This is a genomic window from Streptomyces sp. CC208A (assembly GCF_030010625.1).
Classification (GTDB): domain Bacteria; phylum Actinomycetota; class Actinomycetes; order Streptomycetales; family Streptomycetaceae; genus Streptomyces.
In genome coordinates, this window is the sequence record NZ_JASCXN010000006.1 from 118,148 (window position 1) to 134,272 (window position 16,125).

Here is a 16,125-nt window from a genome sequence, read left to right on the forward strand (position 1 = left end):
CCCACGGTGTCCCCCTCCCCCGGGGCCTCCGGCCGGGATGACGGAGCGTCGGTGGCCGGAGACCCGGGCAGCGAGTCCCCTCCTCGTTTCGTGCCGGCACTCGCCCTCGGATCCACCCGCCGAGGCGCGCGGGCAGAGGAGCGGCTCCCCCGACCACGGACAGGTCAGAGCAGCGTCCGCCAGTAGTCCCACCACCGGGTGGCGATGAGCAGCAGGATGCCCAGGTACCAGGTGGCCGGCACCACCCAGTGGAATTCCAATACGCCGGCCACGAGCCCCCGGGGTGCGCGGACGATCCCGTGCCGCAGGTTGTGCACGGTCGTGTACCAGAACATGGCGATGGTCGCGGCCCAGGCCAGGACGCACCACAGGCACAGCGCGCCGATGTCGTACAGCGCCTGGGTCATCAGCCACATGCAGAAGCCGGCGCCGAACAGCGTGCCCGTGTTCAGTCCGAGCCAGAACCAGCGGCGGAACCGGGCGCCGGCCAGCAGTGCGATGCCGGTGAAGGCGACGACCGAGTAGGCGGCGAGCCCGAGCAGGGGGTTGGGGAAGCCGAACACGGACGCCTGGTCGCTCGTCATCACGTTCGTGCACGACACGATCGGGCTGAGGTTGCACGAGGGGCTGAAGCCCGGGTCGGCGAGGAGCTCGAACTTGTCGATGGTGATCACGAAGGAGGCGAGGACGCCGAGGGCGCCGGTCACGATCAGCAGCCGGGCGAGCGCCGGCGACGCGCCGGTCGCACCCGCCGACGTGATCCGCCGCGCGCCTCCGTCCTCCCGTGTCGTGGGGGTGCGGTGCCGGGCGGCCGTGGGGGTACTGGTCATGGGGTCGTTCCGCCTCAGGGGGTGCTCGGGTGGGCTCGTGGCCCGCCCTCGTGGTGGCGACATGGGGCCGAGGGTCAGTGAAGTCAGTCCGTCCCACGGGCGGCAAGGGCCGAACGGCCCGGCAAAGAATGTTCGACGGGCTGCCCGGAGTCCTGCGGCGGAGCGCCGGACGAGCCTCCGGCCCGGGCGGCGGTCAGCATGTCTTCCGTACGCGGGAGCCGCGGGCCGCACCGCTCCCGCAGGGGGGGCACCGCCGCGTCCGCCGCGCGCGGTACCAGGCCGCGTCGGAGCAGAAGCCCGCCGCGTTCGGCTCGCCTCCGCGGCCTGGTGCACCGGAGGACACCACCGGTCGGCGTGTCCGGGCCGCGCCTCACCCACGGGGCGCGGCCATCGGGCCGTTGGGGGTCGTCGCACGGCATGTCGGCTCACGGGTCGCCGCGACCGGCCACACCACGTCCACCGGTACTCCGCGAGCGCGCGCGTACGCCACCAGGTGCGCGGTGGCGTCCCTGCCGTTGGAGGGGGAACCGTCCCAGACCGCGAGCAGCCGGGAGCACTGGCCGATCAGTGCCTCGTCGGCCCCCATACAGGCGTCGCGGGAGTCCGGGTCGTACGGCAGCAGCCGTACCTCCTCGGCCGACGCGAGTACCTCCTGGGCCGCCGCCGACGGAGTCGGCACCGCTCCCTGCGCGGGCTGGAGTACGACGAGTCGCCGGCCCGAGGCGCGCACCGCGCGGCCGAAGGGCGCGGACAGTGCCGCCCCCGCTCGGACCAGTCCCGGCGCCGGATCCCCGAGGCGCTCCTGCCGTACGCGCAGCTCGTGCTCGACGGTTTTCAGCGTGTCCGGGGTCAGGTCGGCGTGTCCCACCGCCAGGATCATCGTTCCCCTCGTTTCCTCGTCCTCGTTCCGGGGCGCGTCGTCCACGCGGCCGCGCGGGACCGGTTCGGCCCGCAGCAAGTGAACCGGGCTCGTCCCGAGGGGCGACAGGGCCGAACGGCCCTCCCGCGCGGTCGGCCCCACGGTTCGGTGCCGACTCGGCGTCACGCGACGCCCAGCAGCTCGTCGGCCGCCCGCCGGCCGCTCGCCACGCAGTGGGCGACGCCGACGCCGTCGTACGCCGCTCCGCAGACCGCCGTCCGCGGCAGCTTCGCGACCGCCTCCCGGATCCGCTCGATCCGCGCGGTGTGGCCGACCGCGTACTGGGGCAGTCCGTCGTGCCAGCGGCTGACCCGCGAGGCCACCGGGGCGGCGGTCAGGCCCAGGATCTCGTCCAGGTCCCGGCGGGCGGCCTCGACGAGCTCGGCGTCGTCCAGGTGCAGCGCCCGCTCGTCCCCGTGGCGGCCGACGGAGGCGCGCAGCACGAAGAGGCCGGTGGCCGTCTCCCGCAGCCACCGCCACTTGTGGGACAGCAGCGTGGCGGCCTTGATGGTGCGTCCTTCCACCGGCGGGACGAGGAATCCGCTGCCGCCGGGCAGGACCGGCAGATCGGCGCGGCGGAAGGCCAGGGTCACGAGGGCCGGTGAGGCGTACTCGATGCCGGACAGGTCGGCCGCGGCGGCCGGGCTCTCGGCTGCCAACAGGTCCGCCGCCGCCCGGGCGGGCGCGGCGACGACCACGCCGTCCGCGGCGAGCACGCGACCGGCCGTACGGATCCGCCAGCCGTCCTCGGTACGGGTCAGCCCGAGGGCCCGGCTGTCGGGCAGGATCTCTCCGCCCCGGTCGCGCACGGCGTCGGCGACGGCGCCCGGCAGCCGGCCGACGCCGCCCGAGATGCCCATGAACACCGGGCCGGCGGGCGCGGCGGGCGCCGGCGCGCGGTGCAGGGAGGCGACGGCGTCGAGCAGCGAGCCGTGCTTCCGGGCCGCCTCGTAGAGAGCGGGGAGCGTCGCGCGCAGCGAGATGCGGGAGGCGTCTCCCGCGTACACGCCGTCGAGCAGGGGTTCCAGGAGCCGGTCGACGACCTCCCTGCCGTACCGTTCGGCCACGTACGCGCCGATCGCGACGTCCTCTCCGACGGGCGTACGCGGCAGGGTGCGGTCCTGCTTCATGCGTGCGATGCCCTCCGGCGAGACCAGGCCCTCCAGCGCCGCCCAGTCGCCCGGCACTCCCAGGACGTGGCCGCGGGGCATGGTGCGGAGGGCGCCGCGGCTCCACAGGGCCGCGGAGGTCGTCACGGCGGGTTCCAGGCACTCGCCGAGCCCGACGGCGCGGGCCAGGTCGACCGCCTCCGGCCGGAGCGCGTACAGGGCTTCCGCTCCCAGGTCCACGGGCACGCCCGCGATCTGGCCGGCCCACAGCTTGCCGCCGAGCCGCCCGGAGGCTTCCAGAAGCGTCACGCGGACGCCCGCCTCGGTGAGCCGGTGGGCGGCCGCCAGACCGGAGACGCCACCTCCCACCACGACGACGTGTCCCGGTGCCGGGGTGACCTGACCAGCCATGTGCGTGCCTTTCGCGAGAACAGCTCGATGGACGCTCCGGTACGGGGCCGGAGGTCCACGAGCAGTCAACGCGAGGCGTCCATCCCGGCAGAAGGGGCCGAACGGCCCCATCGGAACCTCACCGCGGGCCCGTGACGTACGGCTCCGTAGGTACGAGAGCTTCCGTGAAAGGCCCCTTTGCCGTGACTCTGCCGCCGCTTTGCCGTGACTCTGCCGCCGCCCCGCACGCCCGGTTCCCGGACGGACGTCCGCGTCCTGCACGCGCTCGAAGAGGTCGTGGAACGCGAACTGGACCGCCATTTTGACGACGGCCCTCTGGGGAGGCGGCCGGCCCCTCCCGATTCACCGTTTCGGCGGGACCGTGCCTCGCGATCCGCTGGACGGCAGGGCCCGTCACCGACAGGGCCCGTGCTGCCGCGCATATGCCCCCCGAGAAGGCGGAAGGGCCGTCGGCGTGGAGCCCCACCAGGGGCCGCGTTCGCCGGCTGCCCGTGTGCCGTTCCCGCCGCGCTCGGTTAGACCTGGACCGCAGGGGATGCTCCGGCCCGCCGGACGGCGCTCCCCCGGCGTCACCTGCCTGCCACCCACCGGGAGGAATCCGATGATCACCCGTCGCAGTGTTCTCGGCGGGGCACTCGCCGCGGCCGGCCTGCCGCTCCTCGCCCCCGGTGCCGCACGCGCGGCGGACGGCCCGGTGCCGCCCGCCTTCAGCGTGGCCATGCCGGTGCCGCCGGTGCTCCGCCCCACGTCCTGCGCGGACGGCCGGGACCTCTACGAGGTGACCATCCGCCGGGCGACCGCCGAGATCCTCCCGGGCACCGCCACCGATGTCCTCACCTACGACGGCCACTTCCCCGGCCCCGTCATCCACGCCCGCTCCGGGCGGCAGGTCGTCGTCCGCCAGCACAACGCCCTCGACGCGCCCGTCGCCGTCCACCTGCACGGCGCGAGCGTCCCGCCCGAGTCCGACGGCGGCCCGATGGACGTCTTCGCCCCCGGCACCTCGCGGACGTACACGTACCCCAACCGGCAGCCCCACGCCTCGCTCTGGTTCCACGACCACGCCCACCACAGGGAGTCCGAGCACGTCTACCGCGGACTGTCCGGCACCTACCTGCTCACCGACGAGGCCGAGCAGCGCCTGCCGCTGCCCAAGGGGCGGTACGACGTCCCCGTCACGATCCGCGACGCCCGCTTCGACGAACTCGGGCGACTCGCCTACACCATGGGCGACCGGAACCGCACCACCCTCCTCGCCAACGGCAGGATCACCCCCTACTTCGAGGTCGCGGCGCGCAAGTACCGCTTCCGTCTCCTCAACGGCTCCAACCTCCGCTTCTTCTCGCTGAGTCTGTCCGACGGCACCCCGCTCACCCAGATCGCCTCGGACGGCGGCCTGCTGGAACGCCCCGTCACCGTGCCCGTCCTCACCCTCTCCCCCGGCGAACGCGCCGACGTCGTCATCGACTTCTCCCGCTACCCGCTCGGCACCCGGCTCGTCCTGAAGAACAACGGAACGAACCTCCCGGACCGACTCACCCAGGTCCTGGGCTTCGACGTCACCCACACCGCCGACGACCCCAGCTCCGTCCCCCCGGTCCTGCGCACCCTTCCGGCCGCCGCGGACCTGCCCACCGCCGCCGTCACCCGCGACATCGTCCTCAGCATGGACGAGGACGGGCGCCCGGAGCCCCGCGGATTCGTCAACGGGCGGATGTACGACCCTGATCGCGTCGACACCACGGTCGCCTTCGGCACGTCCGAGATCTGGAACGTCACCAACGCCAACCGGCACGCCGCCCACAACTTCCACCTGCACCTGGTCCAGTTCCGGGTCCTCGAACGCGGCGGGCGGCCCGTGGGCCCCGCCGAGGCCGGGCTGAAGGACACCGTCCGGGTGGCGGCGGGCGAGACGGTGAGACTGCACGTCACGTTCGACGGTTACCGAGGCGACTACGTCTACCACTGCCACATGCTCGACCACTCGGCCATGGGCATGATGGCCACCTTCCGGGTCCGATGACCCTTCGCGGCCGGAGGGCCGGGCGCGCGAACGTCAGCGGAGAGCCGGGATGACGTCGGAGCCGTACGCGTCGATGGTGCCCTCGCGACTGTCGTGCATGGCGTAGACGGCGAACTGGTCGACGCCGAGGTCGCGAAGGTGCTTCAGCTTCTCGATGTGGGCCTCGGCGGGGCCGAGGAGGCAGAAGCGGTCGACGATCTCGTCGGGGACGAAGTCGGTGGACGGGTTTCCGGCGCGGCCGTGGTGGGAGTAGTCGTAGCCGTGCCGGTCCTTGATGTACGCGGTGAGCTCGTCCGGCACCATCGAGGAGTGCTCGCCGTACTTGGCGACCAGGTCGGCGACGTGGTTGCCGACCATGCCGCCGAACCAGCGGCACTGCTCACGGGCGTGGGCCAGGTCGTCCCCCACGTAGGCGGGGGCGGCGACGCACACGGTGACCGAGGCGGGGTCGCGGCCGGCGTCGGCGGCGGCCTGCCGGACGGCCTTGACCATCCACTCGGTCAGGAAGGGGTCCGCGAGCTGGAGGATGAACCCGTCGGCCTTCTGCCCGGCCAGGGCGAGGGCCTTCGGGCCGTAAGCCGCCATCCACACCGGCAGCCGGCCGTTCTTCACCCACGGGATCCGGATCGGATTGCCGTCGACCACCGCCTCCCGGCCCTCGGCGAGGTCGCGGATGACGTCGATGGCCTCACCGAGGCGGGCCAGGGTGTTGGGCTTGCGGCCGGCGACCCGCATGGCGGAGTCGCCGCGGCCGATGCCGCAGACGGTCCGGTTGCCGAACATGTCGTTGAGCGTGGCGAAGGTCGAAGCGGTGACCTCCCAGGTACGCGTCCCCGGGTTGGTCACCATCGTGCCCACGTGGAGCTTGGTGGTGTGTTCGAGGATCTGGCTGTAGATGACGAAGGGTTCCTGCCACAGCACGGCGGAGTCGAAGGTCCAGCCGTAGCGGAAGCCGTTGCGTTCCGCCCGGCGCATCAGGCCCACGACCTGCGACGCCGGCGGGTCGGTCTGCAGGACGAGTCCGAAGTCCAAGGTACGGCCTCCTAGTTCAGGTACTGACAGGTGGAGCGCGGCACGAACGTGCCGTGACCGGCGTGGCCGACGTACTTGCGCTGGTCGATGACGAGTTCACCGCGGGACAGGACGGTCTCGACCTGGCCGGTGACCGTCTTCCCCTCGTAGGCCGAGTAGTCGACGTTCATGTGGTGGGTCTCGGCCGACAACACCTGTGCGGTGTGCGGGTCGTAGATGACGATGTCGGCGTCCGCGCCCGGCGCGATCGTCCCCTTCTGCGGGTAGAGGCCGAACATCCTCGCCGGCGTGGCGCAGGCGATCTCGATCCAGCGGCGCCGCGAGATGTGCCCGTCGACGACGGCCTGGTGGAGGAGGTCCATGCGGTTCTCCACCCCGGGCAGGCCGTTGGGGATCTTCGAGAAGTCCCCCCGGCCCAGCTCCTTCTGCCCCACGAAGCAGAACGGGCAGTGGTCGGTCGACACCACCTGGAGGTCGTTCGTCCGCAGCCCCCGCCACAGCGCCGCCTGGTGCTCCTTCGGCCGCAGCGGCGTACTGCACACGTACTTGGCGCCCTCGAAGTCCGGCTCGGCCAGGTTGTCCGTCGACAGGAACAGGTACTGCGGGCAGGTCTCGCCGAAGACCGGCAGCCCCATGTCCCTCGCCGCCGCCAGCTCCGCCACCGCCTCCTGCGCCGACACGTGCACCACGTACAGCGGGGAGCCCGCGACCCGCGCCAGCTGGATCGCCCGGTGCGTGGCCTCCGCTTCAAGGAGCGCCTTGCGGACCTCTCCGTGGTAGCGCGGATCGGTCTCGCCCCGCGCCAGCGCCTGCTCGACCAGGACGTCGATCGCGATGCCGTTCTCCGCGTGCATCATGATCATGCCGCCCGTCCCGCCGGCCACCTGCATCGCCCGCAGGATCTGCCCGTCGTCCGAGTAGAAGACGCCGGGGTAGGCCATGAAGAGCTTGATGTTCGTTCCGCCGCACCGTCACACGTAGTCTGGCCATCATCGCAGGTCAAACGCGGTTCGGGCAGGGTTGCGAGGTCAGGGTCGAAGGTGCCGCTGATGTCGAGGTCAGGAAGGACGTACAAGGGGGGCACCGGAGTCCCCTCGTAGTCACCGAGGGTGCGCACCGCAGCCTCCCACGCGCCGTCCTTCAGATACCCCAGGACCCGCTGGTAGATGCTGTTGGGTCGGTGCCCCTGCAGGACCTCTTCAGGAAGGTCCTTCCACTGCACGCCATGGCGCACCTTGTAGAGGGATGCCTCAAACGCGACTCGAGGCGGAACTATTCGGGTCTTCTTCTTCGGAGCCGGAAAGCACCCTTCGATCCGCCGCCAATCATCATCCGTCAGCGGCGGAGGCACTAGCATCTCCCGCTCCTGGAACCATCCCTCGAACGGGCAGCCAGCGTTGCGCACCATCCCCGGCACATGACTCGTAACACGGACCTCGATATCCACGAGGTCAAGCAGATCCATCCGTTCAGTGAACTCCAGCACGCCAAGCCGAGGGGTCACGTCAAGGGCCTGATCGATAACTTCGGCAACCCGCGCCTCACGCTGCTGAACCTCTAGGAGGCGCTCAGCGGCATCAGCCCTCAGGTCACGCAGCCGCCGCTCCTTACTCTGCAAGTCCCTTTTCACCTCCTCAATGGATGCTTTGATTTCGAGCTCCACCTCGGCGTCCCCGTCTTCGTCCGTTGCCATGGCATCAGCCAAGGCAACGAGCTTCCTCTTCCGCATACGCTGGCTGCGCTGCAGCTCATCATCGAGGGCCGCGAGACGTGCCTCGTACTCCTGCACCTCGCCGGGAACGTCTCCAAGCCACTCCTCGGCGAGGGCGCGCAACTTCTCATGGTCCCCGAGCGTGCGCGTGACCTCTCGCCACACCACCTCCTCCAGGGGTCCAGCGAGGATTTCCTGACAGTCGCACGGCGGATCGGAACGGCGTCCCGTGCACCGGTACGCGGTCCTCCCCCGCTCTTCACGATGGGCGCCGATGTAGTGGGCGCCACAGAGCGCGGTCACGCGTCGAGACAGTAGGTAGTCCTTGTGGTTCTCCTTGGTAAACGAGCGCCGAGCAAGCGCCTTCCTCACCGCCCGAACTCGAGAGGCTGGCAAGGGCACAGGCACCGGGATGTGGACAGTCTCCCCGTAGAGCGGATTGCCGTCGGGGTCGAGACGCACAGAGCCTCGCCCGCTCTCAACGTTGCGATAGACGATGTATCCGTCCAACGCCGTCTGCATCCACGTCCGGATCAGATTCGCGCCAGTCCAAGGCAGGCCCCGCGCGGTCAAATAGCCCAGCGCGTTGAGGGCCACAGCGGCTTCCTCGGCTGGAAGCAGGTCGTCTGCGAGAAGACGAGCCGATACTTCAAGCAGCCGGACCCCACTCTCACGAAGACTGGGGGGGCCGTTCACGCCCTTTTTGGGCAGCTCCAGCCAGAATGGAGCAACCCCCCCAGGCCATCCTCCTTGGGCGAGCTTCTTCTCACGCCCTCCCATCGTTCGATCGAGGATCATGGCGTGTTCCAGCTCTGCCATGTAGGCCAGGAGGCTGAGCTGGATGCCGAACATCTCGTCTTCGCTGTCGATCCGACCGTCCGCGGTCGCAACGCGGACCTTGCCCCCGTCGACAACTTCAATGTCCGTGGTGTCGTAGACCCAGCGATGGATGTCGCGCATCGTCCGACCAATACGGTCGAGCTTGCCAAAGATCACGAGGTCGTAGCGCAGGGCCGCCAGGTCGGCGTTCAGGGCATCGAGGTCCGGCCGGCGCGCCAGCTTTCCCGAAATACCTCCGTCCGTGTAGACCTCGTATACATAGGACCCCTTCCCCAGTTTGTAGTCCAACCAGGCAAGACACTCGTCAAGCTGCACCTCAAGCCCGTAACCCTTGAGCTGCTTTACGGTGGATACGCGCAGGTAGATGGCAACACGGATCTTTCGCGAGCGCCTAGGCAGCACCATCTTGCGCATATTAGAAGTTACCTCCATTTCCCGGCCAGAAGGTTGAAATTTAGACAGATGGCGCGCGATTTCGCCTGCCGTAGCTCATTTCACTAACGGCCAGGATTCCCACGCCGAGGACCGCCCGGGCCAAAAAGCAATGCCGCGAGACGCCGACGTTCGGCTGGAGTGAAAGTGCGTGGCATCCAACGGATTCTTATTGAAGATCCCTGGACGCCATGCCCATGCGTATGCGTTTCCTTCACCATGAATATCCTCGGCTCACGGCGCAGAGCAGCGCCTGCAATTGAGGCCATCCATTGCAGCGCTGCTCGACGAATACGAGCCTCGCCGCAACATATGGTCGGCCTTCCGGGACCGATGGCCAGCCTCATCGCACGGCGACATCGGGGTCCACGCCAGCTCCACCGCCAAGTGCTGCCAACGCGAACACATCCATGGTCTTCGGATTCGCCGGTTAGGCTAACCGGCGAATCTGCGCTATGTTGCCGCCCTCCCGGGCGACCGAGACCGACCGGAGGCCGACCACTCATTGGGGCGCAAGTCTGTAGCCCTCTGCGACGTGACCCGCGTCACCGTCGCCACGAACCAGCAGCCCGTCTTCCCTGAGCCGCTCAAGGCTGCGCGCCGCGACCCCCTTGGAGGAGCCAACGGCGTGAGCCACTTGCCCAGGCTCGACCCCAGGGTGCGCTGCAACGTAGGCGAGGACAGCTCGGTCCCGACGGTAGTCCCGCTGCAGCAGGTCTTCGGCGAACAAGCCGGCAGCGCAGACACACAGACACAGGGAGGTGCCGGCCATCCCAAAATCGCCGTCCACTGCAGCGACCAGAGCATTTAGGGCGCCAATGGCGAATAGTGCTGAAGCTGAGGCCCGAAGGGGCGGAGAAAATTCACGCAAGAGGCCATCCAGGGCTATAGGTCTAACACGTGGGCCAGATGCAAATCCGACCGCCGTGTAGATTCGCATGGTTCGAGATCACGTTCCAGTCCGATTTGACGTCAGACTGTCTGCTGTGAGCGATGCGGCACTAATGACCTTTGATGATCTCGCCCTGGCAGCCTCGCGGCGGCTAGCAACGAAGCCCCGCATACGCACATGTGTCCGATTCTCGCCCTACTGCTGCCTGCTGGGCGCCGGTTAACTCAGACCTTCGCCCGGAGCCGGGTGGGAGCGACTGAAGGGAGAGTGCAGATGAGCAGCGGAGCGTCCACTCCTGCGGCAGGGACCAGTCCCGCGCTTCTGATCGCCGTGGAGGAACTGGCGGTCGCCCACGACCGCAGCGAGTCCGAGCGGTCCGACGTCACGAGCTCGCAGAACAGCGCGGGCGACGACGGCGAGAACCGCGACCTCAACCTCCCGAAGGCGTAGGGAGGAGCCCATGGAACACCGGCTCGTCACCCATATCGAGAAGGCTCTCGGCTGGGACGGGCCGGGCGCCGTGGGGGTCGCGTTCGTACGCGGTCGCCTCACGGACCCGGACCTGCCCGACCGACTGCTGACACCGCACCGGCTGCTGGACCTGATCAAGCGCCGCCACCTGGCCAACCCGCAGCTGCGCTGCTACGCCGGCGGCGAGGAAGTCCACCCGTCCACCTTCCTGTCCATGAACGTCAACCGACGTAAACAGGCCGTGAGCCAAGCCGACATGGCGGCCCTCGGGCGCATCCTCAACGGAGGCGGCACGGTGGTCCTGGACCATGTGGACTTCTTCGACCCGACGCTGGAAGTCGTCTGCCGCGCGCTGGGCTGGTGGTCGGGCGAGCTGACCTCCGCCAACGCCTACCTCGCGGTCGGGGACACCGACGGGTTCCACCTTCACTGGGACGACCATGAGGTGATCGCCGTGCAGCTGTCCGGCGAGAAGTCCTGGGAGGTCCGCAGACCGTCCCGGGCGGCGCCGATGTACCGCGACGCCGAGCGCAACCACACGTCCTCCGAGGAGGTGCTGTGGAAGGGCACCATGCGGGCCGGGGACATCATGCACATTCCCCGCGGCTTCTGGCACACCGCTACCCGCCTCGGCTCCGGCAGTGGTGGTCACTCGCTGCACGTGACCTTCGGATTCACCAAGCGCACTGGTGTCACCTGGGTCAACTACCTCTCCGACAAGGCCCGTTCCGACGAGGCATTCCGCCACGATCTGGAAGGCGCCGGGGGCACCGGTCCCCAGGGTCTGTCGGACAGGCTCGGCGCCCTGGCCGCCGCCTACAGCCCCGAGCGGTACCTGGACGAGCTGCGGGCCAGCACCCCGCCGGCCCGCCACATGCCCCACGTGGCCGCGTTCGGCTGGCTGGACGGCGTCGCTGCGGTCACCGAGTTCGCCCCCTCGATCGTGCGCTCTGGCGACGCGGTCCAGGTCGTCGGCGGCGGCAAGCGGCTCACCTTCCACGAGCGTGCGGAGCCGGGCCTGCGGGCACTCCTGTCGGGTCACCCGGTTCACCTTGCCGGCGCCGACGAGACCATCCTCACCCTGGCGGACCTGCTGATCACGGAGGGGCTGTGCGAACCGCTGACGGAGACGTCGTCCTCGGGCTACACCGGTCTGGTCACCCCCGTGACGTACTCGAAGCAGCCGCCGACCTCGGCGTGACGCGCCTCGACACCGCCTCCAACTACCTGCACCACCGCTCCCACGAGACCCTGAGCACCGTGGCCCGTGGCCTCCTGCCGAAGTTCACGGTCTCCACCAAGGTCGGATACTTCCCCGACGGACACTCCCTGGATCCGGACCGGCTACGCGCCGCAGTCGAGCAGGCAGTGAAAGACCTCGGGCGTGAACCGGACACGGTCCTCCTCCACAACCCGGAGCACTCCCGCCCCGGCGCCGAGCCCCTAACCGAGGCGTGCGCGGTCCTGGCCGACGCTGCCACCGCAGGGCTGAGCGGCGGGTGGGGGGTATCAAGCTGGGACCCGCGCCCGCTCGTCGACTTCGACGTGCCCCGTCCGGATGTGCTCATGGTTAGGGCCGGGCTGCTCGTCGGCATCGACGTCCTCGATGCGGCCGAGGCTCTCGCCGCACGGTGGCGGCCGTCGCAGGTCTGGGGCATGAGCCCCTTCGGCGGCAGCACGACCGACGCGATCTGGGAGCGCTTCGATCCGAGGATCTTCCTCCGGGACGGGGCGGCGGCTACCAAGGTCCAGGCGGCGTTCCGCTCCGCCTACCATCTCCCCCAGGTCAGCGCAGTCGCAGTCGGCACGGACAATGCCGGCCACCTCCGGGAACTTGTCGGAGCCGTCGCCCACGACGTCGACCGCCCTGTGGTCGCCGAGTACCGCCGGCTCCTTCAAGGACGCCGTCAGAGCGAGTGAAGGTCCTCCACCGCGCGCTGCGCTCCCTTCCGGGCGGCCCCCAGCCGGGGGTCGTCCGGGTCGGCGTGGGGGCCGAGGATCTTCGCGGCGACGAACAGGGTCATCAGTCGGCCGTCCCGGCTCTCCAGATCGGCGCGTCGCTCGCGGCGAACGCGATCGGCGAGCGCGGGCACAGCGAGGGAGGCGCCCCACAGGTTCGCCGCGTCCAGGCCGCGGGGGGCCATGCCCCAGTCCTCCCAGTCGAACATGCAGAACGTGGGTGCGGTGATGTTCGCCCAGTTGAAATCGGCGTGTGCCGAGCGCCACTCCCCCAGTGCCGTGTCGGCGCCCGGGAACACGGCGTGGATCGTGGCGGTGACGAGGTCCTGCGTGACGGTCTCGGTGTCCGGCGACGCGATCCGGTTGGTGGGCTGCGCGGCAAGCGCGTCGAGCGAGCGGTTCATCTCGGCCCACCACCCGTCCGGCAGGCTTGGAGCCTTCGTGATCACGGCGCTGCCCGCCGGCGCAGCCGACAGCAATTCCGTCTCGTCCGCCCGCCACATCACCGGCTCTAGCTCGTCCCGCCACGCCGCCCCCGCGAACCAGCGAGGCTTCGCGATCCCGGACAGAGCCTCCGCGGACGCGGTCCCGTCAGCACCCTGTACCCCGATCCGGTCCAGGCTCCGGCGTTCAACCCGCACCCACGTCCCACGGTCCGTACGGGCCCCGACCGACCGGCGCTTACGCACCACGCTCTCGCGGTCCAGCTCCGTTCCCAGTGACCGCTCGACCCGGGCCAGCACGGCTTCCACCGGCTCCTTGCGCAGATCCACTGAACGCAGCGTCATGCGCCCGAAGGTACCAAGCTGGCGGTCGCGGCGTGCCTGAAGCCGGCCGCTCCGGGAAGACTCCTGGACGTGGCGGTGAAGGTTCCCCCCATGTGGACCGTTCCCCATGCCGGGCGCCGGGTGCGGGCGCCCGACGGCAACGGCTCCAGGTTCCACGTCCGCGACGGCGCCCAGCCTGCTCTAGGAAGCCCAAGCCTGGCCGATGAGACGAAGGAGAATACGAGTCGAGCCGAGGTCAGGCAGGACATGGTCTGCTCCTGCTGCTCGTAGTTGCTCTTCGGTGGTGGTGCCCGAGGCGACCCCGATGACCCTGGCACCGCCTTCCAGGCCAGTGCGTACGTCTTCCAACGAGTCGCCCACGATCACGGTGTTGTCGCGATCGAACTGGGCCCCGTGCTTCGTGGCTGCCCGGTCTTGGGCGATGCCGACGAGAGCCGGGCGGTGGGGGTCGTCGGACGCATAGCCGCCGATGGTGGTATCGAGGTAGCCGATGAGGCCCAGCTCGGACAGCTTGGTCTCGGCGCTGCCTCGCAGGTTTCCCGTCACGACGGTCGGGACCAGGTGCTCCGCCTGCTGAACCGCGGCCAACGCGTCCACGGCTCCGGGCATGATGACCCCCTCGGTGGCCAGCAGTTTCCGGTGGCCGGCCAGACGGTCGGGGAGCTCGGCGACGATGCGGTCCGCCAGCGCCTCAACGCTCTTCTCGGGAACGTGGTTGACGCGCAGGAGTTCGCGGACTGCCAGGGGCATGGTGACTCCGGTGCCGCGGGCCGGCAGAGCGGTCGGGGGACGGCCGACAACGCTTGTGAAGGTCTCCCGGTACACGCGACGGTCGATGTCACCGGTGTAGACGAGGGTGCGGTCGATGTCCCACAAGACCAAGATCATGCGACACGCTCGCTCATGACGGCCTGACCACGTTCCAGGAGGTCTCGGGCGGGAGCCACCGAGGAGTAGCGACGGGCTTCGGCGAGCATCGCGTCCAGGTTGTCATCCAACCGTGCGGAGCGGACTCCGGCGGCAAGAGCGAGGACTTCGTGTCCGGTCGCGGATCCGGCGTCAACATCGCCGGCGCGCATCTGGGCGGTGGCGGCGCGGGAGAGGAACTGGGCGCGGGTGCGGATCTCGTCCGGGCTGAAGGCGTTGCGGGCGTCAGCGAATGCCTGGGCGGCCTGGTCGGGGCGGCCCAGATCGAGCAAGCAGCTGGCTGTCTGACCCATGATCTCGCCGGGGTTGATCCAGTAGAGCCAGTGAGGGTCGTCCTCGCCGCGTCCCCGGGCGCACAGAGCCTGGGCCTCCTCCAGGGCGATGCGAGCCTGGCGTTCCTCGCGCAGGCGGGCGTGCCCGCGGGCCTGGCGGGTGAGGAGCATGGCGTGCAGGGCGGGCGCGTCTTGGTCGGCGATGACCTGGCGGGCGGTGCGTGCGGCGGTGATCGCGTCGCGGGGGTCGCCAGCGGAGTAGCCGTGGATGGCGATGAAGGACAGTGCCCCGGCACGCAGTCTGCTGTCGCCGCTGGCATGGGCAGCGCGCAGGGCTCCGAGGAGAAGGTTGCGGGCGACTTCGTGGGAGCCGCTGTCGAAGTGGTACCAGCCGGTCTGGATCGCGGTGTCCGCGGCCACCGCCGCGAGGCGCCGGCCGGTCGTCTCGGTGAAGTCCCCTTCCTTCAGGAGCCGGAGGAGGACCTTGAGGTGTGCCGTGGCGGCTCGGGCGAGGTTGCCACTGCCGTGGTTGGCATCAGCCTGGCGAAGAGCGTCGGTGGTCGACTGCAGGCTGGTGAGGAGCTGGTCGGAGACGCTGATTCCGTTCCGGGCGGTGGAGGCCATAGCCTCAGAAGGGGCGATGGCTGCTTGCAGGATGTACTGCGTGAGGCCGGCCCCACCCAGGGCGATCACACTGCGGCGGTTCAATCCGGTCATGGCTCCTCCGACGGCTGCGTCCAGTGACGTCACCATACGAGCCGTCGTCCACGGCAGGGCCGGGTCGATGGCTGCGCTGAGCCGCTGCGATTCAGCCTGCGCGAAGGGGGCCAGGAGGAGCGGGCGCAGGTCGACGGGAAGCCCAAGTCCGGTCAGAAGGTCGATGATCGCCTCGCGGCCGTTGACCTGTTTGAGACCGCGCTCCACGTCCGAGATGTAGCCCTGGGTCAGGCCGGTCAGCTCGCGTACGGCTTTCTGGGAGAGCCCGGATCGGCGACGGACAAGGCGTACGACCGTTCCGAAATCCCAGGCAGCAAGAGCCTTGTGCACTTTCTCGTCACGCCAGGCCCGGTCCGGGATCGTCGGCATCTCATCGGTTCGGGCACAGGCAGCACACCGCGTATCCGGGTTGTACCGGCTGATCGACAGCCCGCACCGCTCACACATCCGCCCAGGCGCCTCTGACATGACCACCTCAGCTCCCCTGGTCGTGATCCAGCTCGCCCCAGCCGTGAGACCAGGCTAGGCGGAGATCGATATCGCTGCAGCGATATCGCTGCAGCGGTGCCCTACCAGCCGACACGACTCCAAACTCATGGCACTGCACTCGTTACTCCCCGTTGAACTTCGTTGGTTCCGGGCCGCTTTACTCCGCTGCCGCAGAAGGGAGATGCCCCATGAGGCGAGGACACAGGGCCGTGTCCGCATCACGTGGCAGGCGCCTTCGGCTACGCGACGATCTCGGTGCAGTGCACGCGCCCCTGGGATGCGACCGCGACGACTGGGGCGGGC

13 protein-coding genes and 1 pseudogene are annotated in these 16,125 nt (G+C 69.7%); 4 read left to right on the forward strand and 10 right to left on the reverse strand.

What is annotated here, in order from left to right; genetic code table 11:
• Positions 1-164: 164 nt before the first annotated feature.
• The 3 genes from QK442_RS09855 to hemG all read right to left on the reverse strand — a co-directional run bounded on the left by QK442_RS09855 (position 165) and on the right by hemG (position 3,269).
• Positions 165-830, reverse strand: a complete 666-nt coding sequence (locus QK442_RS09855) for a vitamin K epoxide reductase family protein (RefSeq protein ID WP_282693496.1) — start codon at positions 828-830, stop codon at positions 165-167.
• 370 nt (positions 831-1,200) lie between these two features.
• Entirely contained in the window at positions 1,201-1,710 is a 510-nt protein-coding gene (locus tag QK442_RS09860) for a hypothetical protein (protein WP_282693497.1), read from the reverse strand.
• A 161-nt stretch (positions 1,711-1,871) separates the two neighbouring features.
• Positions 1,872-3,269, reverse strand: a complete 1,398-nt coding sequence (hemG, locus tag QK442_RS09865; RefSeq protein ID WP_282693498.1) for a protoporphyrinogen oxidase — start codon at positions 3,267-3,269, stop codon at positions 1,872-1,874.
• A 601-nt stretch (positions 3,270-3,870) separates the two neighbouring features.
• Between hemG and QK442_RS09870 the strand changes: the two genes are divergently transcribed.
• Positions 3,871-5,292, forward strand: a complete 1,422-nt coding sequence (locus QK442_RS09870; RefSeq protein ID WP_282693499.1) for a multicopper oxidase domain-containing protein — start codon at positions 3,871-3,873, stop codon at positions 5,290-5,292.
• Positions 5,293-5,325: 33 nt separating this feature from the next.
• Here QK442_RS09870 and QK442_RS09875 read toward each other — a convergent pair whose 3' ends face one another.
• The 4 genes and pseudogenes from QK442_RS09875 to QK442_RS36340 all read right to left on the reverse strand — a co-directional run bounded on the left by QK442_RS09875 (position 5,326) and on the right by QK442_RS36340 (position 10,247).
• On the reverse strand, positions 5,326-6,324 hold the full coding sequence (locus QK442_RS09875) for a TIGR03842 family LLM class F420-dependent oxidoreductase (RefSeq protein ID WP_282693500.1): 999 nt from the start codon (positions 6,322-6,324) through the stop codon (positions 5,326-5,328).
• Positions 6,325-6,335: 11 nt separating this feature from the next.
• Positions 6,336-7,283: pseudogene (locus QK442_RS09880) on the reverse strand (amidohydrolase family protein); the annotation flags it as partial.
• Entirely contained in the window at positions 7,184-9,307 is a 2,124-nt protein-coding gene (locus tag QK442_RS09885) for a recombinase family protein (RefSeq protein ID WP_349239640.1), read from the reverse strand. The gene QK442_RS09885 and the pseudogene QK442_RS09880, both read right to left, overlap by 100 nt.
• A gap of 502 nt (positions 9,308-9,809) precedes the next feature.
• Positions 9,810-10,247: a winged helix-turn-helix domain-containing protein gene (locus QK442_RS36340; protein WP_349239641.1), complete on the reverse strand. Its 438-nt coding sequence runs from the start codon at positions 10,245-10,247 to the stop codon at positions 9,810-9,812.
• A gap of 225 nt (positions 10,248-10,472) precedes the next feature.
• Here QK442_RS36340 and QK442_RS09895 point away from each other — a divergent pair, with 225 nt between their 5' ends.
• Genes QK442_RS09895 through QK442_RS09905 form a run of 3 tightly spaced genes read left to right on the forward strand, consistent with a single transcriptional unit; the run spans position 10,473 to position 12,590 of the window.
• Complete coding sequence (locus tag QK442_RS09895) at positions 10,473-10,649, forward strand: hypothetical protein (protein WP_282693502.1); 177 nt, start codon at positions 10,473-10,475, stop codon at positions 10,647-10,649.
• A gap of 10 nt (positions 10,650-10,659) precedes the next feature.
• Positions 10,660-11,871, forward strand: a complete 1,212-nt coding sequence (locus tag QK442_RS09900; protein ID WP_282693503.1) for a cupin domain-containing protein — start codon at positions 10,660-10,662, stop codon at positions 11,869-11,871.
• A complete protein-coding gene (locus QK442_RS09905) occupies positions 11,868-12,590 on the forward strand; it encodes an aldo/keto reductase (RefSeq protein ID WP_282693504.1) in 723 nt (240 codons plus the stop codon). The genes QK442_RS09900 and QK442_RS09905 overlap by 4 nt, the downstream gene beginning before the upstream one ends.
• On the opposite strand, the gene QK442_RS09910 is transcribed toward QK442_RS09905, so the two are convergent.
• From QK442_RS09910 to QK442_RS09920, 3 genes are all read right to left on the reverse strand, one after another.
• Entirely contained in the window at positions 12,578-13,417 is an 840-nt protein-coding gene (locus QK442_RS09910; RefSeq protein WP_282693505.1) for a hypothetical protein, read from the reverse strand. The two genes, QK442_RS09905 and QK442_RS09910, sit on opposite strands and share 13 nt — an antisense overlap.
• Before the next feature lie 180 nt (positions 13,418-13,597).
• Entirely contained in the window at positions 13,598-14,305 is a 708-nt protein-coding gene (locus QK442_RS09915; RefSeq protein WP_282693506.1) for an HAD family hydrolase, read from the reverse strand.
• Complete coding sequence (locus QK442_RS09920) at positions 14,302-15,702, reverse strand: helix-turn-helix transcriptional regulator (RefSeq protein WP_282693507.1); 1,401 nt, start codon at positions 15,700-15,702, stop codon at positions 14,302-14,304. The genes QK442_RS09915 and QK442_RS09920 overlap by 4 nt, the downstream gene beginning before the upstream one ends.
• Positions 15,703-16,125 lie beyond the last annotated feature (423 nt).